This window comes from Streptomyces sp. RPA4-2 (assembly GCF_012273515.2).
Taxonomy (GTDB): domain Bacteria; phylum Actinomycetota; class Actinomycetes; order Streptomycetales; family Streptomycetaceae; genus Streptomyces; species Streptomyces kaempferi.
Genome location: NZ_CP050975.2, coordinates 8,120,280 through 8,142,025, shown reverse-complemented (window position 1 = coordinate 8,142,025; position 21,746 = coordinate 8,120,280). Strand labels below are relative to the sequence as shown.

At 72.2% G+C, this 21,746-nt stretch carries 21 protein-coding genes and 1 pseudogene; 10 read left to right on the top strand and 12 right to left on the bottom strand.

Annotated features, from left to right (window positions below; translation table 11 throughout):
* Window positions 1-46: 46 nt before the first annotated feature.
* The gene (locus HEP85_RS35555; RefSeq protein WP_248002548.1) at window positions 47-1,615 is read left to right on the top strand and encodes a glycosyltransferase family 39 protein; all 1,569 of its coding nucleotides are present in this window, start codon (window positions 47-49) and stop codon (window positions 1,613-1,615) included.
* 31 nt (window positions 1,616-1,646) lie between these two features.
* Here HEP85_RS35555 and HEP85_RS35550 read toward each other — a convergent pair whose 3' ends face one another.
* Both HEP85_RS35550 and HEP85_RS35545 read right to left on the bottom strand, forming a co-directional pair.
* Entirely contained in the window at window positions 1,647-2,195 is a 549-nt protein-coding gene (locus HEP85_RS35550; RefSeq protein ID WP_168531604.1) for a flavoprotein, read from the bottom strand.
* A gap of 78 nt (window positions 2,196-2,273) precedes the next feature.
* Window positions 2,274-2,732 carry a nuclear transport factor 2 family protein gene (locus HEP85_RS35545; RefSeq protein WP_168531603.1) on the bottom strand — a complete coding sequence of 153 codons (459 nt, stop codon included), beginning with the start codon at window positions 2,730-2,732 and terminating at the stop codon, window positions 2,274-2,276.
* Between the two features lie 109 nt (window positions 2,733-2,841).
* Here HEP85_RS35545 and HEP85_RS35540 point away from each other — a divergent pair, with 109 nt between their 5' ends.
* Window positions 2,842-3,429, top strand: a complete 588-nt coding sequence (locus tag HEP85_RS35540) for a TetR/AcrR family transcriptional regulator (RefSeq protein WP_369657986.1) — start codon at window positions 2,842-2,844, stop codon at window positions 3,427-3,429.
* An 87-nt stretch (window positions 3,430-3,516) separates the two neighbouring features.
* On the opposite strand, the gene HEP85_RS35535 is transcribed toward HEP85_RS35540, so the two are convergent.
* A complete protein-coding gene (locus HEP85_RS35535) occupies window positions 3,517-3,711 on the bottom strand; it encodes a ferredoxin (protein WP_168534383.1) in 195 nt (64 codons plus the stop codon).
* Window positions 3,712-3,730: 19 nt separating this feature from the next.
* On the bottom strand, window positions 3,731-4,918 hold the full coding sequence (locus HEP85_RS35530; RefSeq protein WP_168531601.1) for a cytochrome P450: 1,188 nt from the start codon (window positions 4,916-4,918) through the stop codon (window positions 3,731-3,733).
* A 422-nt stretch (window positions 4,919-5,340) separates the two neighbouring features.
* Between HEP85_RS35530 and HEP85_RS35525 the strand changes: the two genes are divergently transcribed.
* Complete coding sequence (locus HEP85_RS35525; RefSeq protein ID WP_168531600.1) at window positions 5,341-5,973, top strand: LysE/ArgO family amino acid transporter; 633 nt, start codon at window positions 5,341-5,343, stop codon at window positions 5,971-5,973.
* A gap of 160 nt (window positions 5,974-6,133) precedes the next feature.
* On the opposite strand, the pseudogene HEP85_RS35520 reads toward HEP85_RS35525, so the two are convergent.
* Window positions 6,134-6,274 (bottom strand): annotated as a pseudogene (locus HEP85_RS35520) (ketosteroid isomerase); the annotation flags it as partial.
* A gap of 203 nt (window positions 6,275-6,477) precedes the next feature.
* On the opposite strand from HEP85_RS35520, the gene HEP85_RS35515 reads away from it, so the two are divergent.
* Window positions 6,478-6,921, top strand: coding sequence for a nitroreductase family deazaflavin-dependent oxidoreductase (locus tag HEP85_RS35515; RefSeq protein WP_168531599.1), 444 nt, complete (start codon window positions 6,478-6,480; stop codon window positions 6,919-6,921).
* Window positions 6,922-7,091: 170 nt separating this feature from the next.
* Here the strand turns inward: HEP85_RS35515 and HEP85_RS35510 are convergent, their stop codons facing one another.
* On the bottom strand, window positions 7,092-8,036 hold the full coding sequence (locus HEP85_RS35510) for a cation diffusion facilitator family transporter (protein ID WP_369658148.1): 945 nt from the start codon (window positions 8,034-8,036) through the stop codon (window positions 7,092-7,094).
* A 244-nt stretch (window positions 8,037-8,280) separates the two neighbouring features.
* On the opposite strand from HEP85_RS35510, the gene HEP85_RS35505 reads away from it, so the two are divergent.
* The gene (locus tag HEP85_RS35505; RefSeq protein WP_168531598.1) at window positions 8,281-8,619 is read left to right on the top strand and encodes a DUF4235 domain-containing protein; all 339 of its coding nucleotides are present in this window, start codon (window positions 8,281-8,283) and stop codon (window positions 8,617-8,619) included.
* Window positions 8,620-8,664: 45 nt separating this feature from the next.
* Here HEP85_RS35505 and HEP85_RS35500 read toward each other — a convergent pair whose 3' ends face one another.
* The 3 genes from HEP85_RS35500 to HEP85_RS35490 form a co-directional block, all read right to left on the bottom strand.
* The gene (locus tag HEP85_RS35500; RefSeq protein ID WP_168531597.1) at window positions 8,665-9,057 is read right to left on the bottom strand and encodes a VOC family protein; all 393 of its coding nucleotides are present in this window, start codon (window positions 9,055-9,057) and stop codon (window positions 8,665-8,667) included.
* An 80-nt stretch (window positions 9,058-9,137) separates the two neighbouring features.
* The gene (locus HEP85_RS35495; RefSeq protein WP_168531596.1) at window positions 9,138-9,599 is read right to left on the bottom strand and encodes a pyridoxamine 5'-phosphate oxidase family protein; all 462 of its coding nucleotides are present in this window, start codon (window positions 9,597-9,599) and stop codon (window positions 9,138-9,140) included.
* 124 nt (window positions 9,600-9,723) lie between these two features.
* Window positions 9,724-10,443: a TetR/AcrR family transcriptional regulator gene (locus HEP85_RS35490; RefSeq protein ID WP_168531595.1), complete on the bottom strand. Its 720-nt coding sequence runs from the start codon at window positions 10,441-10,443 to the stop codon at window positions 9,724-9,726.
* A 118-nt stretch (window positions 10,444-10,561) separates the two neighbouring features.
* Between HEP85_RS35490 and HEP85_RS35485 the strand changes: the two genes are divergently transcribed.
* Both HEP85_RS35485 and HEP85_RS35480 read left to right on the top strand, forming a co-directional pair.
* On the top strand, window positions 10,562-12,055 hold the full coding sequence (locus HEP85_RS35485; RefSeq protein WP_168531594.1) for an APC family permease: 1,494 nt from the start codon (window positions 10,562-10,564) through the stop codon (window positions 12,053-12,055).
* Window positions 12,056-12,121: 66 nt separating this feature from the next.
* Window positions 12,122-13,750 (top strand): amidohydrolase, encoded by a 1,629-nt coding sequence (locus HEP85_RS35480; protein ID WP_168531593.1) that lies wholly within the window; start codon window positions 12,122-12,124, stop codon window positions 13,748-13,750.
* 267 nt (window positions 13,751-14,017) lie between these two features.
* Here the strand turns inward: HEP85_RS35480 and HEP85_RS35475 are convergent, their stop codons facing one another.
* Both HEP85_RS35475 and HEP85_RS35470 read right to left on the bottom strand, forming a co-directional pair.
* Window positions 14,018-15,559, bottom strand: coding sequence for an oxidoreductase (locus HEP85_RS35475; RefSeq protein WP_168531592.1), 1,542 nt, complete (start codon window positions 15,557-15,559; stop codon window positions 14,018-14,020).
* 165 nt (window positions 15,560-15,724) lie between these two features.
* Window positions 15,725-16,882 (bottom strand): transposase, encoded by a 1,158-nt coding sequence (locus HEP85_RS35470; RefSeq protein WP_248002205.1) that lies wholly within the window; start codon window positions 16,880-16,882, stop codon window positions 15,725-15,727.
* A 376-nt stretch (window positions 16,883-17,258) separates the two neighbouring features.
* Here HEP85_RS35470 and HEP85_RS35465 point away from each other — a divergent pair, with 376 nt between their 5' ends.
* The 3 genes from HEP85_RS35465 (at window position 17,259) to HEP85_RS35455 (ending at window position 20,879) form a co-directional block, all read left to right on the top strand.
* Window positions 17,259-17,621, top strand: a complete 363-nt coding sequence (locus HEP85_RS35465) for a DUF1304 domain-containing protein (RefSeq protein ID WP_168531591.1) — start codon at window positions 17,259-17,261, stop codon at window positions 17,619-17,621.
* On the top strand, window positions 17,618-18,172 hold the full coding sequence (locus HEP85_RS35460; protein WP_168531590.1) for a TetR/AcrR family transcriptional regulator: 555 nt from the start codon (window positions 17,618-17,620) through the stop codon (window positions 18,170-18,172). Before HEP85_RS35465 ends, HEP85_RS35460 begins: the two co-directional genes overlap by 4 nt.
* 289 nt (window positions 18,173-18,461) lie before the next feature.
* A complete protein-coding gene (locus HEP85_RS35455) occupies window positions 18,462-20,879 on the top strand; it encodes a SpoIIE family protein phosphatase (RefSeq protein WP_168531589.1) in 2,418 nt (805 codons plus the stop codon).
* Between the two features lie 480 nt (window positions 20,880-21,359).
* Here HEP85_RS35455 and HEP85_RS35450 read toward each other — a convergent pair whose 3' ends face one another.
* Complete coding sequence (locus HEP85_RS35450) at window positions 21,360-21,716, bottom strand: hypothetical protein (RefSeq protein WP_168531588.1); 357 nt, start codon at window positions 21,714-21,716, stop codon at window positions 21,360-21,362.
* Window positions 21,717-21,746 lie beyond the last annotated feature (30 nt).

Here is a 21,746-nt window from a genome sequence, read left to right as displayed (position 1 = left end):
CCGGCGGTGGCTGCTCGCGCTCGCCGTGGCCGCCCTGCTGGCGCAGATGGCGGTGGCGATGGTCACGGCCGCCGCGCGGCAGACACCGACGATCGACGAGCCGGTGTACGTGGGCACGGCGGTGGTCTACACACGGGAACACAGCCTGCGCTACAACCCGGAGCATCCGCCGCTGGGCAAACTGATCATCGGCGCCGGGCTGGTGTTCGCCCACCCCCACCTCGATGCCCACGCCGCCGACGATCAGACGGCGCTCGGACGGCGGCTGCTGTACGAGTCGGGCAACGATCCCTGGCGGGTGATGTTCTGGGCGAGGCTGCCGGTGATCGTGCTGACGCTGCTGTTCGGCCTGGCCGTTCTCGCGTTCGCCCGTGAACTCGTCGGTGCCGTGGGCGGGTTGGTGGCGCTCGCCCTGTACACGTTGTCTCCCGACGTCATCGCGAACGGGTCGCTGGCCACCCTCGACGTACCGGCGGCGGGATTCGTGCTGACGTCGGCCTGGCTGGTGTGGCGGGCGCGGCGCGGGCGGCCGCTGCCGCACCTCGCGCTCGCGGGGGTGGCGCTCGGCGCGGCGCTCGCCACGAAGATGAGCACCTTGCCCGCCGCCCCGGTGCTGCTGCTTCTGGCGGTCCTCTCCTTCCGGCACGCGCGCCGTGTCCCCGGCACGGGCCCGCACGCCCAGCGGCGGCTCGTGGCGCGGAGCGTGGCGGTGGCGGCCGGCATGGTGTTGCTGGCCCTCGCCGTGGTGTGGGCCGGCTACCTCGTCGTCGACCCGCGACTGCGCTGGGCCACGCCCGCGGACGTGCCGGCCGTGCACGGTCTGCGCGGGCTCGCCCTGCACTGGCTGCCCGTCCCCCGGCCGTACCGCGACGGGATGCGCGTCCAGTTCGGGTTCGAGGACGCGACGTGGGGCGGTTTCCTCTTCGGCAGGGTGTACCGCGGCGCGCTCTGGTACTACCTGCCGGCGGCGCTGCTGGTGAAGACTCCGCTCGGCATGCTCGTGCTCTGGATGACCGGCGCGGCGGCCATGGTCCGCGTCCCCCGGCTGCGCGCCGCCGCCCCGTACGTCCTCCTCCCTCCGGCCGTCCTGCTCGCCGTGGCCATGACAGGATCCCGCGATCTGGGGGTCCGGTACGCCCTGTTCGTTCCGGTGTTCCTGGCGGTCGCGGCGGCAGGGGTCCTCGCGCTGCGGCCCCGCCGGACCCCTCTCGCCGCCGCGGCGCTGGTGCTGTTCGTCGCGGTCAGCTCGCTGCGCGCGTTCCCGTACTACCTGCCGTACTCGAACGAGGCGTTCGGCGGACCGTCGAAGACCCGTCTGCGGCTGCACGACTCGAACGTCGACTGGGGGCAGGACCTGGGACGGCTCGCCGACCGGCTGGCCGAGCGGTATCCGCGCGAGCGGGTCTGGCTGGTCTACAAGGGCAGCGGCGTGCCCTCCGCGTACGGGATCGAGGCGGCCGATCCGCGCAAGGCGCCGCCGGGCGAGGTGCACGGCCTGCTCGTCGTCTCGGACTCCTCGGTCGCGAAGGCGGACGGCCGCCTGGCGGCACTGCTCGACGGCAGTACGCCCGTGGACGACGTCGGCCACTCGATCACGATCTTCCGGAGGCCTTAGGCGACGGACCGGCCCGTCACACCGTCCGCCCTCAGGTTCGGGCGGCGAGCAGGTCGAGCACCCGATCCCAGCGGAACTCCGCACGCCGTCCGTCCGCATCCGGCTCCCCCGAGTACCGGTCCCCGAAACGGACGCCCATGCCGCGCAGCCGGTCGAGGCTCGCGCGGTACGCGGGGTGAGCCGCCAGCGCGTCGCTCACACAGGGCAGTACGGCGATCGGGACGCCGAGACCGTACGCCTCGCACAGGGTGCCCAGGGCGAGGGTGTCGGATATGCCGGCCGCCCACTTGTTCACGGTGTTGAAGGTGGCCGGAGCGAGGGCCACCGCGTCGGGGGCCGGGAAGGGGCGCGCCTCGCCCGGGGCCCGCCACGCGGACCGGATCGGGCGGCCGGTCCGCGCCCCGACGGCCTCCGCGTCGAAGAACCCGAGCCCCTGCGGGGTGGCGATGACGCCGACCTCCCAGCCCCGCTCCTGTGCGGCGGCGATCAGCCTGCCGACGTCCTGCGCGATGCCCGCCGCGCAGACGACGACGTAGAGGAAGGGCTTCGCGGCGGGGGCCCGCCCGGTGTGTTCGGTCATCCGGGAACCCTAAGGGCTGACCCGAAGCCCCGGTGCGGCGCGCGACGAGGTGGCGGACCCGGGCCGGAGCCGCGGACCCTAACGGAGAGGCAGGGACGCCCCGCGTTCGGCGTCGGAGCGCGGGCCGAAGAGCCGGCGGTCGTGCTCCTCGATGCGCACGTCGTCGATGCTCGCCTCGCGGCGGGTCATCAATCCCTGATCGTCGAACTCCCACAGTTCGTTGCCGTACGAGCGCCACCACCGGCCGTCCGCGTCGCGGGACTCGTACTGGAAGCGGACGGCGATGCGGTTGCCGTCGAAGGACCAGAGGTCCTTGCGCAGGGCGTACTCCCGCTCGCGCGCCCACTTCGCGGTGAGCAGCTCGACGATCGCGGCGCGGCCGGTGACGAAGGTGTCCCTGTTGCGCCAGACCGAGTCCTCGGAGTAGGCGAGCGAGACCTTGTGGGGATCACGGGTGTTCCAGGCGTCCTCGGCGGCCCGGACCTTCTGGAGGGCGGTCTCACGGGTGAAGGGCGGCAGGGGCGGGCGCGGGGACATGAGCGGCTTCCTTTCGGACGCGCGGGGCGACAAGGCGGAGAACGTACGTTCTCCGGGCTGGCTGTTAACGTAGAGAACGTTGGTTCTCGCGTCAAGGAGCCCCCTGCCCATGGACATCACGAGTGCTCGCGAACAAGCCCTCGCGCAGGCCCGGGAACAGGCGCTGGACGCCGCGGAGGAGCTGTTCTACGCCCGCGGCATCCAGACCGTCGGGATGGACGACATCCGGAGCGCCTCGGGCGTCTCCCTCAAGCGGCTCTACCAGCTCTTCCCCGCGAAGGAGCTGCTGGTCGAGGCCTATCTGGAGCGGCGCGACATCCGCTGGCGGCGCCGGCTGGCCGAGCACGTCGACCGGTACACGGAGCCCGAGCGGCGGATTCTGGCCGTGTTCGACTGGCTCCGGCTGTGGTTCGAGGAACCGGACTTCCGCGGGTGCGCCTGGATCAACTCCTACGGAGAACTCGGCGCCACCTCACCTCGCGTGACCGTCCAGGTCCGCGCCCACAAGAAGGCGTTCAGGGACTATCTGGGCGGCCTCGTGACCGACGCGGGGCTGCCGGACTCCCTCGCCGATCAGGTCTGTCTGCTCGCCGAGGGAGCCATGGTCACCGCGGGCATCACACGCGAGACGGCGGCCGCCGGGCACGCGGCCGCCGCGGCAGCGGCGCTCATCTCGTCGCTCCGGCGTGCCGGCTAGCCGGCACGCCGGAGCGACGACGGACGGACCCGAGGACGGCGTCCTCGGGTCCGCGGGAGGTTTCCTCAGGGTCCGTGGGAGGTGTCCTCAGGCCTCCGAGACGGTGATGGCACCCACCGGGCAGGCCCGCGCGGCCTCCCGGACCAGTGGGGCACCGCCGCCGTCCTCACGGCCGGGGAGCACCTCGCTGAATCCGTCGTCGTCCTGCGTGAAGACGCCCGGCGCGGTCAGCGCGCACTGTCCCGCGCCGATGCAGACGTCCTTGTCGATTGCGATGTCGATGGTCATGCGGGTAAGCCTCTTACCAGGTCACGGGGAGTTCCAGCATCCCCTGGATCGTGTCTCCGGGTTTGAAGGGGATGTCGTCCGCGGGCGCGTCCAGCCGTAGTCCGGGCAGCCGGTCGAACAGCGACAGCAGGGCGATCTCCATCTCGGCGCGCGCGAGGTTCTGGCCGAGGCACTGGTGGATGCCGAAGCCGAACGCCACGTGGTGACGGGCCGGACGGTGCCAGTCGAGGGCGTCCGGCTCGGGGAAGGTGTGTTCGTCACGGTTGATGACGGAGGTCGAGAAGACGACGCCGTCGTCGGCGCGGATCGTCGCCCCGGCCACCTCGATGTCCTCGGTGGCCACCCGCAGCAGCCCGTCGGCGATGGAGAGGAAGCGCAGCAGCTCCTCGACGGCGGCGGGCATGAGCGTCGGCTCCGCGCGCAGCTCCGCCAGCTGCTCGGGGTGCCTGAGCAGGGTGAACGTGCCGAGCGAGATCATGTTCGCGGTCGTCTCGTGGCCGGCGACCAGCAGGATCGTCGCCAGGCTGATCACTTCCTCGCGGTCCACCGCGCCCTCGCGCAACCGGTCCTGGATGAGCTCGTCGAGAAGCCCGTCGCCGGGATCCTTCTGCTTGCGGTCGATGAGCGACCCGAAGTACGCGTCCAGCTGGTCGCGGGCGTCCTGGGTGTCCGCGGCGGCGGGGCCGCGCAGCAGCCTGCGGGACTGCTCCTCGAAGAACTCGTGATCGGCGTACGGGACGCCGAGCAGCGCGCAGATCACCATCGACGGCACGGGCAGCGCGAAGTCGCCGACCAGCTCGGCGGGCGGGCCCTTCGCCTCCATGACGTCGAGCAGCCGGTCCACGGTTTCCTGGATGCGGGGTCGCAGGGTCCCGATCCGCTTGAGGGTGAAACTGGGGACCAGCATCCGGCGCTGGGTGTGGTGCGCGGGATCGTCGAGCCCGAGGAGTGCCACCCGGCGGTCGCGGGCGGAGGCGAACCGCTCCGTGGGCATCGGGAACGCCGGACGGGTCCGGTCGGACGACAGCCGTGGGTCGGTGAGGAGGTCGCGGGCGGTGCCGTGGCCGGTGACGACCCAGACGCTGCGGCCGTCGTACAGGGAGACCCGCGACAGGGGGCGCGCCTCACGCAGGGGATCGTAGGCGGTGGGGGGGTGGTAAGGACACGTACGGTCCTGGGGGAAGGCAACGGTTTCTGTCATGAGTGACCTCGCATGCGATGGTTCCCTCTTGCCGATCTTGCCGCTCCTCATTAGATGCCCCAGGCATCTACAGGGCCACTCGAAGTTCGGCCAGATGCTCCGGTCGGGCGGTCTGGCCGAACGCCGTCGCCCGGCGGGGCGCCGACCGGGCGCCCGGCGGACGGCGGGGCGGCGCGGAGGCGCGGCCATGGCTCGAACCGTCCGCTCCCGCCACGGTGGACACCCGTTCCCCGTGGCTCGGCGGTGTCCCTTGTGATCCCGGCGGCGGCCCCCGTAATTCGGTTGCACGGGCCGCCGCCGGGGCCCGAGGATCTGCGCATGTCCATGTACGAAGCCTTCCTGCCGCCGACCTCCGCCGCCACTCGTCCGGTGCGGGTCCAGCAGCAGCCCGGCCGACCGCGGAGGCCCTCGCTTCCCCGATCGTGACCGCCGCGCTCGTCGCGGGGCTGCTCGCGGGCTATGGCATCGCCATCCCCGTCGGAGCGGTCGCGACCTATCTAGTGTCCCTCACTGCTCGTACGTCACTGCGGATCGGCGGGTCCGCCGCGCTGGGCGTCGCGACCGCCGACGGGGTGTACGCCCTGCTCGCCGCGCTCGGGGGTGCCGCGCTCGCCGCCGCGCTCCAGCCGGTGCTGGCGCCCTTGCGCTGGGTGTCCGGGCTGGTGCTGGTCGCCCTGGCGATACGGGGCGCCGTCACCGCACTGCGCCAGTACCGCGAGCGGCGGCTCACCGCCCGCTCCACGAAGGATCCGGCGCACCCGGCGAGGGCGTATCTGACGCTGCTGGGGATCACCCTGCTGAACCCCACCACCATCGTCTACTTCGCCGCGCTGGTCCTCGGCAGCCGTGCGACGGAGGCCGTACGGCCGCTGGAGCAAGGGGTGTTCGTGCTCGCCGCGTTCGTCGCGTCCGCGAGCTGGCAACTGCTGATCGCCGGGAGCGGCGCACTGCTGGGCCGGGTCCTGACGGGACACCGGGGGCGGCTGGTCACGGCGCTCGCGTCCAGCGTCGTGATCATGGTGCTCGCCGTGCGGATGCTCGTCCCCTCACCGTGAGCACGCGGACCTGCCGTGACCGGCGTGACCGGTGTGAGGTGACCGGTGTGACCTGCCGCGATCCGCCGCCAGAACCCGGCGGGTCGGCCGGCGAGGTCACCGGTCGCGGCGAGGGGCGGACGGAGTGGTCGCGGTGCCCGGTCGGACGCCGGCGCCGGGTTCGAAGGCGAATCCACGGGGTCGCGGCGCTTCCGTGCTCGTCCATCGGCCGGCCGAGCTTCCAGTCGATCCGTTCGGCGTACAGCTCGGCGATCCTTTCGGGGACGCCGGCGCCGATCCGGCGCAACAACTCCTCGGTCACGGCGCGGGTCGTCGGAACGTGTGCGGTGACTGCTCACATGGGGGCGGCCCCTTCGTGGTCGTCGTCCGGGAACGTCCCCACCGTCGCGCACGCGTCCCGCGTCCGCGATTACCCGCGGGGTCATGGTGCGGATGAATCGCGTCCGCGCTGGTGTTGAATCATGCCGAGACAGGTCCAGTACGACGCGAGATGGGACGCAAGTCATGCCTCTTGAGGGTGAGTACGAACCCAGCCCGACGCAGTGGGTGCGCGAGCAGGTGGAGCTGTACGAGAGCTCCGGCGGCACCGAGGGGACCACACTGCAGGACACGGGACTGCCGGTAATCATTCTCACGACCCGCGGTGCCAAGAGCGGCAAGATCCGCAAGACCCCGCTCATGCGCGTCGAGCACGACGGCCGTTACGCGGCGGTCGCCTCGCTCGGCGGAGCCCCCAAGCATCCGGTCTGGTACTACAACGTGAAGTCGGATCCGCACGTCGAACTCCAGGACGGCGCCAACCGCCAGGAACTGCGGGCCCGTGAGGTCACCGGTGCCGAGAAGGACCAGTGGTGGGAGCGCGCCGTCGCGGCGTACCCCTCGTACGCCGACTACCAGAAGAAGACGGACCGCGAGATCCCCGTCTTCGTGCTGGAGCCGACGGACTGAGCGGCGCGGGCGCGCGGGCGACGGCGCGCGGTGCGTGACCGGAGCCCCGGCCGCGCGGGACCGGGGCCCCGGCCGCGTTTGCGCCGAGGTCCCCGAAGGGGGCGCGAGTCCGCCGCCGGGATCCCGCGGACATGCCGTGCATGAGCCGTCGCCCGCTGGGCACCCGTACCTCAGGCCCCGCCGCGCTCCCCCGTCGCGGCGGGGTCTTCCGCTGTCCCGTCCCCGCGCGACGCTGCCCGTGCCGCCGCCGCGTCGGTCACGTCCAGGAAGATCTGGTCCGCCTCCGGCACGATGTTCGCGACGGAGCGTTTGATGCGGACGGCGACCTCCTCGACCTCCTCGCTGTCCAGGCCCGGCACGAGGTCGATCCGGGCGGCGACCAGGGTCGAGTCGAGGCCGATCTCCATGGTGAGCAGCGCCTCCACGCTGTCGATCTCGGGCTGCGCCTCCAGCAGGGCCCGTATCCGGCCGCTCGATTCGGGGTCGGCGGCCCGGCCGATGAGTTGCTCGCGCGCGTCCCGGCCCAGCCAGTAGGCGACGCCCACCAGGAGTGCCCCGATGGCGAAGGATGCCGAGGCCTCCCAGACGATCTGCCCGGTGATCATGTGCAGCGCCATGCCGATGATCGCGAGCGTCACGCCCAGCACGGCGGTGCCGTCCTCGGCGACCACCGTGCGCAGGGCGGGGTCGCGCAGCCCTCCGGCGCCGCCCTGCCTGCGCACCTGGTGCAGCGCGCGGAACAGGGACGCGCCCTCGGCGAGCAGGGAGACGGCCAGGACCGCCAGCCCCGCCACATAGCCGCTGGACGACTCCTCGCTGCCGCTCCTGAGCGCCTCGAAGCCCTGGAAGAACGAGAAGCAGCCGCCCATCACGAAGATGCCGACGGCGGCGAGCAGCGACCAGAAGAACCTCTCCTTGCCGTAGCCGAACGGGTGCCGGCGGTCGGCCGGCCGGCGGCTGCGGCGCAGGGCCGCGAGCAGGAAGACCTCGTTGAGGCTGTCGGCCACCGAGTGCGCGGCCTCGGAGAGCAGTGCGGGCGAACCCGTGAGCAGTCCGCCCACCGCCTTGGCCACGGCGATCAGGAGATTGGCTCCGAGGGCCACGAATACGGTCAGGCGCGTCCCGTGGTCCTGCCCCTTCGGCTTCGGCGACGGCTCCGACCGCGCCGGTTCCCTCGGTTCCGTCGGCTCCGTGGATGGCGCCGACGGCTTCGGCCGGTCCGACCGGTCCTGCGATGTCCGATTCACCCCGTCCGGCTGCCCAGGCCCGCGCACCTCACACATCGGCGGATGGTGCGGCCCTCTACCAGGCGTCCGGATTCGGTGACACCGTCGACTCGGACCACGGAAGGAGACCCACATGCCCAAGAAACGGAAGAAACTCAAACTCCCTCTCGCCTACAAGCCGTTGGGATTCGCGCTGGGCTGGGCGAGCGGAGCCCTGGCCGGGCTGGCGTTCGAGGCGGCGTGGAAGGCGGTGCGTCACGAGGAGGACGCCCCGGACGCGCTGGACAAGGACCGCGGCTGGGGTGAGGTGCTGCTCGCCGCGGCCCTCCAGGGCGCGCTGTTCGCCGTCGCCCGCAGCGCGGCGGACCGTACGGGCGCGAAGGCCGTCGAGCGGTCCACGGGGATCTGGCCGTCCCCGGACAAGGGGAAGGGGAAGGGGAAGGGCAAGGTCACCCGGGGTGGCCGGAGTTGACGACCGTGCTCGCCGGGCCGGGGCCGGGCCGGGGCTCCGGCGGGTTCAGCCCAGCTTCGGCGCCATGGTGGGCGTGAGGCACAGGGTGAACGAGTGCCCCGACGGGTCGGCGTAGCCCCGCTCCTCGAAGGGTCCCGCGGCGTCCTTGGTCTCGATGGGGCGCCCGCCGAGACCGACGATCCGGCGTTCCGCCTCGTCCAGGTCCGCCACTTGGAAGTCCAGATGGACCTGGAGGGAGTTCTCGGGGCGCGGCCAACTCGGCGGCGTCGCCGTGAGGTCCCTGCGGAAACCCATCCGCGTCCCGTCCGCGCCCCTGATGTCGATGCGGTTCGCGCTCGTGTCCGTCTCCTCGCCGTCGAGGAGTTCCTTGTAGAACGCGGCGAGCTTCTCGGGCTCGGCGCAGTCCAGCACCACCACGCCTGCCAGTACCAGTGCCATGGTTCCTCCGTCGGGGATCGGGGGCGCGGTCGGCCGGGCCGTCGCTGCCCCGCGCCTCCCGGATACCCCGTCCCACGGAATCAGTCGTCCACGAGCCACTCTCCGTCCCGCATGAGGTCGCGGCCGGCGATCTCGTCGGCCTCGCGCCAGGCCTGTACCCGTCGTGGAGTGACGCGGAAGTAGAGGTAGGCGGTGGTCAGGCGGCGTGGATCGAAGCCGGTCCGCTCGGCGAAGGCGTCGCCGACACCGGCGGGCAGTCCGGCCGGTTCCAGTGTCTCGACGGTGCCGTCGACCATGACCACGTCGCGGGTCGGCCCGAAGCCCAGCCGTACCGTGCCGGTCGCACGCAGGTTGCGGCCCGTCGGACTGGCGCCCGGGGTGGACAGCAGCACGGTCGTGCCGTTCCAGAGGTAGGACAGCGGGATCAGGTGGGGCGCCGCCCCGTCCGGGTCCGCCGTGGACACCCAGACGTCGACGTCCTGTTCCAGCCGGCGGAGCGTGTCCTGCGTGCGCAGCTTCAAGGTGCGGGCGGGCGGGGTCATGTGCGGTCAGCCTCCTGGGGCCGAGGTGCGGACAGGTCCGGTGGAACGACGAGCGAACGCCCGTCGGTGTGACAGGCGCCCTCCGCTCGCGTCTGCGTCTGGTGTCTGCCGTCTGGCGTGTCCCTCACGTCCCCGGGAGCTCCTGGATCTCCTCCAGTCGGGCGGCCGCCGCGGACAGCAGCAGGTCGAGCGCCGCCGGGTAGGCGCTGCGCCGCATGTCCGCCACCAGATGACGCGCCGTCGCCGCGATGTGCGGGTGCGTGTCGGGGGACAGTCGCGCGTACGTCGCCCGCCACACCCCCGCCTCGGCCTCGCGCGCGGCCCGGGGAAGGGCCACGCTCGCCGCGTCGAGGGCCGCGAAGGCCAGCGCCTGATCGACGAACGCGTGGTAGATCCGTACGGCCTCGACGTCGGGAAATCCGGCGCCGCGCAGCACGCCGAGGATCGTCTCCACCGCGGCGATCTCGTGGACCCGGCCCGTGACGCGATACGCGCTGAGCACCGCGGCCTGTGGATGGGCGAGCGATCCTGAGTGCATCCGCAGGCCGAGGTCGCGCAGGTCGGCCCGCCAGTCGCCGGTGGGGCGCCAGGTGCGCAGCGTACGGCCGATGAGTTCGTCGGCGATGGCGAGCAGCAGGTCGTCGGTGTCGCGGAAGTACCGGTACAGGGCCGTGGGATCGGCGCCGAGGGCGAGGCCGAGGCGGCGGACGGTCAGGGCGTCGGCGCCGTGCTCCTTGAGCAGCCGCAGCGCCGTCTCGACGATGAGCTCCTCGGAGAGGACGACACCCGTCTTGGTGGGGCGTCGGCGCCGCCGGGCGGCGGGCGGGACGACTCGTTCGGCCATGGGCTCTCCCTCCGGTGCGGGCACCTTATGTCAACAGCGTTGACCTGTTAAGGCCCCGGGCAGTTTCATTTCCGGTCATCGGGCCGGAACCAGGCCCCGGGTGCGATCGGAGCAGGCCATGACGCAGAAGCCGTACGGTGTGGATCCCCCGTCCCTGCGCAAGTCCCTCGGCGTCGTGGACGGCGTCGCGATCGCCGCGTCCAGTACGGCGGCGACGACCAGCATCGGCATCGGGCTCGGCGTGACGGCGGGGGTGGTCGGTCTGCATCTGCCCGCCATCATGCTGCTGGCCTTCCTCCCGGTCCTGGGGATCGCGGGCGCCTACTCCCGGCTGAACCGGGTCGAGCCGAACGCGGGCAACGGCTATGTCTGGGTGGGCCGTTCACTCACTCCCTGGCTCGGTTTCCTGGTCGGCTGGGTGAACATCGTGGCCACGGTGGCCTTTCTCGCCTACACCACCGCCGTGACCGGCTCGACGATGCTGCAACTCGCCGGTGAGGCCGGGCTGCACGAGGCGGCCGGGTTCACGCTGGACCCGGGTTCCACCGCCCAGACGACCGCGGTGGGCGTCGTGGTCCTCGTCGCCGTCACCCTCACGGCGGTCACCGGGGTCAGAACCGCCGCCCGGTTGCAGGGCGGGCTGCTGGTCTTCGAGTACGTCGTCCTGCTGGGCTTCTGCGGATACGGCATCGTCACCGGTCCGCACCCCTTCCGCCTGAGCTGGTTCGACCCGTTCGCCATCCCCTCGGCCTCGGCCCTCGCGCAGGGCATGCTGCTGTCGGTGTTCTGCTACTGGGGGTTCGAGGCGGCGTTCACCGTGAACGAGGAGGTACGTGACCCCAAGGACGCCTCACGGGCCGGGACCATCACGCTGGTCACGATGCTCGGACTCTTCCTCCTCGGCTCGGTCGCCTTCCAACGCGTGCTGTCCGAGGACGAGTTGGCGGGTCACGGCGCCCAGGGGCTGGCGTACTTCGGTGACCGTCTGGCCTCCCAGCCCCTCGCCGCGCTGCCTCTGGTGGCGCTGATGTTCTCGGCCGTCGCCTCACTCCAGGCGGGGGTGATCCCGACGGCTCGGGGGATGTTCGCGATGAGCCGGGACGGCACGCTGGGTCCGGTGTGGTCCAAGGTCAGCTCCCGGTACGGGACTCCGGCGGCCGGGACCCTGCTGATCGGCGCGCTGGCGGCGGCGGTGGCGGCGCTCGCCCTGGTCATCCCCCGGCTCGCCGACATGATCATGGCGACGGTGAACGCGGTCGGGATCGTCGTCGCCCTGTCCTACGCGCTCACCGCTCTGGCGGCCGCGGCGCGCTTCCGCGGCCTGCTGCGCGAGGACTGGCGGCAGGGGATACGGGCCGTGGTGCTCCCCTCCCTGAGCGCCGCGGCCCTGCTCGGCCTCGGCGGCTACCTCGCCTGGTCCTTCTACACCTCCACCGACCATCTCGAAGTCAGCGCGGACAACGGGTGGTTCCTGCTGCTCGTACCCGCACTGATGATCGCCTCCGGATGCGTGGCGGCCGCCTGGGCCAAGTGGGTGCGCAGATCCCCGTACTTCCGCACCGGCCGCGGCACCGACGCCGACGCGCCCCGGCTGCTGACCGCACCGCACTGACCCCTCCCCGCACTGCCCACCCGACCCAGACCCCCGACCCCCGACCCCCGACCAAGGAACGGACTCATGCACGCTGACCTCCTGTTCACCGGTGGACCGGTCCTCACCCCCGAGGGCCCCACTGTCACCGAGGTCGCCGTCACCGGCGACCGGATCACCGCCGTCGGGACCGCGGCGCGCGATCTGACCGGCCCCCGGACCGAGGTCGTCGACCTCGCGGGACGGCTGCTGCTGCCCGGCTTCCAGGACGCGCACCTCCACCCGGTCCCGGCGGGACTGGAACTCGCCCAGTGCGATCTCACAGGCGCGCGGACCGCCGAGGAGACCGTGCGCGCCGTCCGGGCGTACGCCGACGCGCACCCCGGCCGGGAGTGGATCACGGGCGGTGGCTGGTCCATGGAGGCGTTCGAGGGCGGTACGCCGACGAAGGAGGTACTGGACGCGGTCGTGCCCGACCGGCCGGTGTACCTGCCGAACCGGGACCACCACGGTGCCTGGGCCAACAGCCGCGCCCTGGAGCTTGCGGGTGTCACACGCGACACCCCGGACCCGGCCGACGGGCGCTTCGAGCGGGACGCCTCGGGCGAGCCCACCGGGATGCTCCAGGAAGGAGCCATGCGGTACGTCGGCCGGCTCACTCCCCCGGCCACCCCGGCGGACCGGCTCGCCGCGCTGCTGCACGCCCAGCGGCATCTGCACGCGCTCGGCGTCACCGCCTGGCAGGACGCGCTCGTCGGCGCCTTCCTCGGCATGGAGGACCCGTCGGACGCCTATCTGACGGCGGCCCGCGAGGGCTCGCTGACCGCGCGGGTCGTCGGCGCGCTGTGGTGGGACCGGGAACGCGGGGCCGAGCAGATCCCCGAACTCGTGCAACGCCGGGCCGCGTTGAACCATGGCCGGTTCCGCGCCACCAGCGTCAAACTGATGCTGGACGGGGTCGCCGAGAACGGCAGCGCCGCCTTGCTGGACCCCTATCTCGACACGTGCGGCTGCGCCACCGCCAACCGGGGCACCAGTTTCATCGATCCGGCCCGGCTTCCTGCGTACGTGACCGAGTTGGACGCCCTCGGTTTCCAGTGCCACTTCCACGCGCTGGGCGACCGGGCCGTACGGGACGCCCTGGACGCGGTCGAGGCGGCACGGAAGGCGAACGGCCCGAGCGACACGCGTCCGCACCTGGCCCACCTCCAGGTCGTGCACCCCGACGACGTACCCCGCTTCGCGCGGCTCGGCGCCACGGCCAACATCCAGCCCCTGTGGGCCGCGCACGAACCGCAGATGGACGAGCTGACCATTCCCTTCCTCGGGCCCGAACGGGCCGCCCGGCAGTACCCGTTCGGCTCGCTGCTGCGGTCCGGGGCGCGACTCGCGGCGGGCAGCGACTGGCCGGTCAGCAGTCCCGACCCGCTCCAGGGCATCCATGTCGCGGTCAACCGGACGGCCCCGGACGGGACGGAGCCGGTGTTCCTGCCGGCCGAACGCCTCGGGCTGACGGCCGCGTTCACGGCGTACACCGCGGGGTCCGCGTACGCCAACCATCTCGACGACACCGGCAGCGTACGCGCGGGAGCGCTGGCGGATCTCGTGGTGCTGGACCGCGACCCGTACGCCGGGCCGCCCGAGGAGATCGGCGCGACGGGGGTCGCGCTGACCTATGTGGGGGGTGAGCGCGTCCACGAGGCACCGGACGCCTGAGGGCGGCGGGCCGCGGTGGCGGCGGTCGCGGTGCGCGCGGCTCGCGGTGCGGGCTGCGGGCCGCGGGCTGCCGAGCGTCGTCTGCGATCGCCCGTCCGCGCGGGGCGGGGGCGGGGGCCCGCGAGCCGCGCGGAGGTCGTCCGGGGTCCGGTCGCGAGCCCGCTGCGTCCGGCGGGCACCGCACCCCCGGCGGTCTGCCCCGTCACCGCGGCCCCGGCCGAGGCCCGGACCGCCTCGGCCGAGGCCCGGACCCGTCTCAGGTGTGTGTCAGTTCCTGCGGAGAACGCGGTTGGCGCCCGCGGCGGCCGTCGTCGCGAGCAGCCAGCCCAGGCAGACTAGGACCACGGCCGCCCACTGCAGGCCGCCCCGTGGGCTGAACGCCTGCTCCTGCCCGAAGTCGACGAGCGGCAGCACCAGGTCGAAGGTGTAGATGGCCGCCTGGAAGTGGGGCGGCTTGCCCGGGTCGACCGCCTGCGGCGGCCAGCGCGTGAACAGCAGGATCCCGCTGAGCATGATCGCGCACAGCCACCACACGGCGCGCATCGGCCGGTATCCGTAGCCGACGGTGAGGTCCTGGAAGCCGCTCCACACCCGTCCCGGCCATGGCAGTGTGCCGCGCAGCCTGCGCTGCTGGGCGAGCAGCACCGTGCGGGCGTCACGGTCGTGGCCGTGCTGCCGGTAGGTGGCCGCCAGCTGTTCGTACGGCTGCGGGGTGAACCCCTCGGGGGGGGCGAGCAGCGGAAGCCTCTGCCGGGCGGGCAGTTGGGGCAGCAGGCTGTCGTAGACCATGCCGTCCATGCGCACTGCCCTGGGCCAGGTCTCCGGGGTGGCGTTCAGTACGGTGACGCGGGTGTGGCTGAGGGAGACCCAGCCTTTGACGGGTTCCCGGAAGCGCAGGTCGAGTTCGGAGGCGGTGGAGCGCCGGCTGATGAGGGCCGGCTGTCCCGCGGGGGCGTCGATGAGGCTGTCCTTGAAGCAGAACCGGCTGCGCACCGTGATGCTGCTCATGGAGAGCCTGCCGAGCGCGGTGAACCCGTCGCAGAGGTTGAACTCGGCCCTGACGTCTATGCCGTGGGCTCGCAGGGCCGACCCGTGCCCGGCGGAGAGCGAGGCGTCCTCGAAGAGCGCACCGCCGCCCACCCTGGCGTCGCACAGGTCGACGGTGCCCTCGGCGACGAACCCGCCGCGGCAGTTCAGGTTCCCGCCTATGTGCAGCCGGTTGGCTTTGAGCGCCGTGCCCGACGGGTTGCGCAGCTCGGCGCCCGTGAGCACGACGCTGCCGCGTACGGAGGTGTCCCGCAGGTCGGTGCGGCCGTCGACGGTGAAGCCCGAACCGGCCTGGATGTCGCCTCCGACCGTGGCGCACAGGAGGTGCAGGGCGCGTTCGCCGCGTCGCTCACCGTGCCCGGTCAGGCGGCTGTTCTCCAGGTGCAGGGTGCCGCCGATCGAGGCGCCGTAGAGATCCGTGGGCCCTTCCACCCGGCACCCGGTGATCTCGCACTTCCCGCCGATGGTGACGCCGACCCCGGAGAGTCCGGGCAGCACGCAGTCGCGCAGTTCAAGGGCGCCCAGTGCCGCGCCGTCGAGACAGGGGGCCTGCTCGAAGCGGCAGTTGCGCAGCCGCAGGGTCCCGGCGACGACGGCCTCGGCGAGGTCGAGCCGCCCGGTGATCCGTACGTCCCTGATCCGCAGCCGGGGCAGGTGGCCCGGTTCGGCGGGCGGCGGTGCGAGCAGCAGCCTGCGGACGACCGCGGCCCGTACCTCTCCCCCGTCCGCGTACCACTCGCCCCTCCGGAAGGCGGCCCACATTCCCCGCTCACTCCCGCTCCATCCCCCTGGCGCGAGGCTGCCCGACACGTCACCTTCTCGGCCGTGAACGGCCGAGCTTGTACGGCTCAGCGGTGTTCACGCCTTGTCGCGCTCCCGACTGTCCCCTACGACGGGACGGTCACGGGTCGCATCTCCCGCCTCCGGCTACACCGATGGCAGGACGGGCATGGTGACGAATACCCACACCGAGCGTGCACGGTCGCGCACGTTGACCCCGGCGACGACATCGGCGGGCCCAGCGAGGCCGCACCGACGACAACAGAAACCGTCCCGGGTGGGCCGGTTGGCCCGCTCCGTGTGCCCGCAGCGCGGGCAGCGCTGCGAGGTGTAGGCCGGATCCACTTCCAGGAACGGCACCCCGGCCCGGCGGGCCTTGTAGGCAAGGTGCTGTCCGAGCTGGCGGAACGGCCAGGAGGAGAGCGTGCCCCGCTGGTCGCGGCGTAGCCGTACCCGCTCGCGGATCCCGTCCAGTCTCTCGACGGCGATCCCCCGACCGGTGCGTTGCGCGACGGACACGATCTCCTTGCTGATCACATGATTCACGTGGGTGGCATGGCGCTGTTCCTTGCACTTGCGGCGGGAAAGCCGACGCCGGGCGGAACGAGCCTTCTTCTTCTGCAGTTCGGCTCGTTTGCGGGCCTGCCACCTGCGGTAGCGCGACAGGCGGCGGCCCTGGTAGTTGGTCCCGTCAGACGTGGTCGCAAGGTTGGCGATGCCGCGGTCCACCCCGATCCAGTCCACCGGCTCGAACATCTCGGCGTCGGGGATCTCGCAGGTCGCGATCAGGAACCACTTCCCGCCGCGCTGGATGAGGTCACTCTCGCCGCGCCGGTACTGGACCAGGGCCTTGAGCTGGTCGGGGTGGCCGGTGTAGCGGATCCCCTTCATCCGCCCGTCCACGGTCCAGATGGAGACGGTGCGCGCGTCGTGCTGCCATGACAGGCAGCGGTCGTCGAACGGCTGAGCCGCCTCCGGCCGGAAAACGATCGGCGTACTCAGCGCCTTGCGATACCGCCGGGATGTCGAGGGCCCCAGATTCCCGGCGTGCAGGTTGGCCCGCAGGGTGGCGTAGGCGTCGACCACCTTCTTCACCGCCCGCACCGCCGGCTGCGCGGACAGCCCGAAGGCCGTCTTCAGGTCCGCGTACACCTCCTTCTGCAGACCGTTGCGGTCCCTCACGCCTCGGTTGAAAGCGACGGCGGAGGCATGCGTGGCGGCCCTGTTGCATGCGCGCAGGGTCGCCTCCAGTGCCGACGCCTGCACAGGCGTCGGCAGCAGCTTCACCTGCACCACCAGCTTCACAACCCCGGACCGTAGTACGACCACCGCACACATGGCCGCCCCATGACCGGAAATCACCACCGCCGGTGACCTGCAGGGCGGTTGTTCGTATTTCCTGGCTCCGCCAGGCAGCCGTGCGGGCGCTCCGCGCCCGCCGAGTGCAGATGCGGCGACGCTCCGCATCGCAGCCGCAGGAGGCGATTCCTCCCCGGCGTGAACGCCGGGGCATCCTCGCCAGAACCAGGTGAACTCCCCCTCCGGCAAAGGAAACCGCTGCATCGCTCCACCCAGGGGGCGCACGGGACAACCAGGGGTACCCCCAGACTTCCTGGACAGGTGTCCAGCTATAGTGGACACCTGTCCAGGATTTCTGTTCGTACGAGGGAGCTTGCTGACGATGGAGACGGTCGCGAACGTGCTGGTGGGCCTGGTGGCCGCGCTGCACGTGTACATCCTGGTGATGGAGATGTTCCTGTGGGAGAAGAAGCCGGGGCGGGGGCTGCACGGCTTCGATCCGGAGATGGCCCGGGCGACCGCGCCGATGGCCGCCAACCAGGGGCTCTACAACGGCTTCCTCGCCGCGGGCCTGGTGTGGGGGCTGCTCGCCGCCGATCCGACCGGCTTCCGCGTGCAGGTCTTCTTCCTCGTGTGCGTCGTGGTCGCCGGGGTGTACGGAGCGGTCACGGCGAACCGGCGCATCCTCTTCGCGCAGGCGCTGCCCGGCGCGCTCGCCCTGGCCGCCGTCCTCGTCGCCCGGTGACGGCGGAGGATCCCCGGGCGGCCCGCACCCGGGAAAGGCTGCGGCAGGCCCTCCTCGCGGAGTGCGCGGAGCGCCCGCTGGAGGAGGTCGGCGTCGCCACGCTGGTGCGGCGCGCCGGGGTGGGCCGGGCCACGTTCTACGTGCACTACGCCGACCTGGAGGCGCTCGCGGTGGACGCCTGCGCCGATGTCGTACGAGAGGCCGTGGACGCGCTGCACGCGTGGCCCGGGCGGCCCGACCCGGTGTCGGCGCCGCCCGCGCTCCAGGCGTTCTTCACCGGCCTCGCACCGCACGCCGGCCTCTACCGGGCCCTCCTGAGTCCCGGCGGCGGCGGCCCGCTCGGTCATGTCCTGCACCGGGATCTGCGCGCCCGCAGCCTGACCGAGCGGACCCTCGCGGGCGCGCCGGACGCCGCCCTCGTCGCCTCCGCGGTCGCCGCCACCTTCGCGGGGGTGCTCGCGGACTGGCTGCACGGTCTGCTGGAGGGGACGCCGGAGGAAGTCGCCCACCAGGTGTGGCAGTTGCTGGTGACCCTGCACATGAGCCGGTGACACCCCGGCCCGACGGCTCCCGTCCCACTGGACGCTGTACAAGTACATGACAGCGGGGACCCGGAGATCGTGACGTCCCGGCTCGCGCCCGCGGTCACCCCATGGGGGCTGTCGTGTGGGCGGTCGAAGGGCCCTGAGTCGCCGGACCACATCCGATCGACCCGTCACCGATGTCACGAATTGGGCGCATAAGCGGTCATACCTGGAAAGCCCGCGACTGTGACCTGCTCGGAGCCCCCGCGCGCTCGACAAGCCGGGCAGTGGTCCCCGACTCCGTTAGGAACAGTGCGTGATCACCTCTCCGACTCTCCCCCACCCCGCTGTGACCTCCCGGTGGACCACCGCCCCCGGCCTCGGCGCCGGCCGGGACGGTGTCCGCCACAGCTCCCCGCGGTCGCGTCTGCGGCTGTTCGCCGTACTCCTGGTCCTGGTGGGCGTCATCGTGCTCGACGGGGCGTACGTCCCCGCCGTCGGCTGGGCGACCCTGCTCGCCGCGGTCTCGGCGGCGGCAGCTACGTTCGCCGGCCCCACGCTCACCGCAGGAGTCGTCCTCGTGTCGGGCGCGGCGAGAGTCGGCCTCGGCCTCGGCTGCCCTCGGCTGCTGTTCGCCACCGCCTCGCAGTCCGTGACCACGCTCGTCGTCTGCGCGGTCGTCATCGTCCTCTGCGCCCTGCGACAGCGTCACCGCATGGAGGTGAACGCCCTGCGCGCCGTCTCGGAGATCGCTCAAGGGGTCGTTCTGCGTCCCCTTCCCGATCGGCTCGGCCCGCTGCGTATCGCGGCCACGTATCAGGCGTCCGACGCGCACGCCACGGTCGGCAGCGACCTGTACGGGGCCGTCCGCATCCCCGGTGCCACGCGCGTCCTGATCGGCGACGTCCGCGGCAAGGGACTACAGGGCATCCACGAGGTGGCGGCCGCGCTCGGCGCGTTCCGCGAAGCCGCCCGCTGCTACCCCACCCTCCCCGAAGTGGCCGCTCACCTCGAGGCCAGTATCCGCAGCCACCTGGACGAGGCCATCGAAGACGACCACGAGGCCGGCGAGCGCTTCGTCACCGCTCTGCTGCTGGAGATCCCCGACGACCACCGGGTGGTCCACACGGTCAGCTGCGGCCATCCCGCGCCCCTGCTCTCGGGCGGGGGCCGCGCGACCCTCCTGAAGCCTCAGCGATGCAGCCCGCCCCTGGGCCTGGGGAGCTTCTCCGCATGCGACCACCACCAGGACACCTTCCCTTTCGCCGCCGAGGACGTCCTGATGCTCTACACCGACGGCATCACCGAAGCCCGCGACGGGGCAGGTGCCTTCTACCCCCTGAGGGAGCGGGTCGCCTCCTGGGGCGGCGCCGACCCGGAGCAGCTCCTCCGGTACGTCCAGGGCGACCTCTCCGAGCACACCAGCGGCCGCTTGAGCGACGACGCCGCCATGATCGCCCTCCAGCGAGCCCCCGGCTCCACGAGACCCCTGGTACGTGAACCGGAAGCAGCCGGAACACCGGTCCAGGCACGTGCGGGCGACCGCGGCGACTGCGCTCCCCGCTCACCGCGGGCCCTGCCCCCGCCCGCGACAGCGGAGAGACGCGCGGGGAAGGGACAGACCGTTCCCGCCCGGCCGCGCGGTGACCGGTCCGCGGGGGCCGCCCGGCACACGGCGCGTCATCGCGTCCTTGTGCTGATGTTCGACGGTGTGCAGTCGCTGGACGTCACCGGGCCCTTGGACGTGTACGCGGCGGCCAACGAGTACGGCGGCGACTACCGGCTGACCACCGTCTCCCCCGACGGGCGGCCGGTGCGCACCACCGCCGGGCTCCGGCTCGTACCGGACATGGCGCTCGGCGACTTCGATTGCGGCGTCGACACGCTGGTCGTCCCCGGAGGTCCCCAGTGGTGGAACGCGGTCGCCGACCCACCGCTCGTCGAGGGCATCACTCGGCTCGCCGACAGGTCCCGCACCGCCACGGTCGCGGCCGTCTGCGCCGGCACGTTCCCTCTGGCCGAAACCGGGCTCCTCGACGGGCGCCGGGCCGCCACCCACTGGAAGCTCGCCGCGGACCTCGCCGCCCGCTACCCCCACGTCCGGGTGGACTCCGAGGCGATCTTCGTCAGGGACGGCAGGTTCATCACCTCTGCCGGGATCACCGCCGGCATCGATCTGACGCTGTCGCTCGTCGAGTCCGATCTGGGTCCGGATGTCGCTCGCGCGGTCGCCAAGTACCTGGTGGTCTTCATGGCCAGGCCCGGCGGACAGTCCCAGTTCAGCGTGCGTCAGCAATCCCCTCGCCCCGAGAACTCGCCGTTGCGTGACGTCCTGGACCGTGTGGCCGCCGACCCTCAGGGTGACCACAGCCTGCGGGTGCTGGCGGACAGAGCGGCCTTGAGCTCGCGGCACCTGACCCGGCTGTTCCGCACGGAGATCGGCACCACGGCCGGCGAGTACGTGAAACGCATCCGTCTGGAAGCGGCACGAGCGCTCCTCGAAGGCGGCGACGAACCGCTCGACACCGTCGCGCGACGCAGCGGATTCCGAACGGAGGAAACCATGCGGCGGGCCTTCCGCAGCCAACTCGGCGTGAGCCCCGGCATCTACCGGGACCGCTTCCGCACCACACGCCCGGCCGGCGCTCCCAGGACCGCGGGACGAGCGGCATCCCTCGATTTCGGCGTCCCGTCCCGGTGCCTGGAATCCTCCACGACCACGGATTCCTCGTGAGCCGCGCGTCGTTCGGGACACGGGCCGTTCCGAGGACCAGCGATTCGTTACCTGTCCGACCATGACCATGCGCTTCCGGTGTGCCAGGGAAGTTCCGCGACGGCGTTCCGTACGGTTCCCGCCTCCGCTCCGCCCGCCTTCCCCCGCTTCCTCCCCCGCACGTTGCCGTGCGGGGGCGGACCGGCGTACGCCGTCCGCGAGACCGAGCCGGCCGCTCCGGCCTCTTCGGGGAAGACCTCTCCGACCGGCTCTCTTCCATCATGCGGGGCGGCCTCGGCGCCGGCCCGGTGCGTCCAGGACATCGGGGCCACGGATCGGGCCATCCGGATGCCCCACGGCTGAGCACCGCTGGGCTCAGGGCTCTACGCGGATTCCGGGCCCCCGCCCTCCCCCGACAGGACGTCCTCGCGGAGGAGGCTGTCGCCCGGGAGTCGGGGAGTCGGGGAGTTGGGACGTCGGGGAGTTGGGGCGTCGGGGAGTTCAGGAGCGACGTGCGAGCGTGACGTTCCCCAGTACGTCCTGCAGTATCCGTTGGACTTCGACACGCTCGATCCGACCAGCCTCGCCGGGCCGTCCCCAGGCAGCCCTCTCCGGAGCGCTGTCGGCGCGCTGAAGTGCCTCCTGGGACGCCTGGCAGGAACTGCGGGCGTGATCCACGACGTAGTACCGCCAGACAGGCAGACCATCCGTGGTGCGTGTCTCAAGACCTACCAGCCACATCTCGGGGGAAGGCGGCGGGGGCCACTCCTCGGCGGCCAGGTCATCGGCGGAATACCCCGAATCGGTGAGGGAGCCGCCGGCATCCTGTGGATTCTCCGATGCGGAAGAAACGGTCACGTATGCACCTCGACAGATGCATGTGTCGGC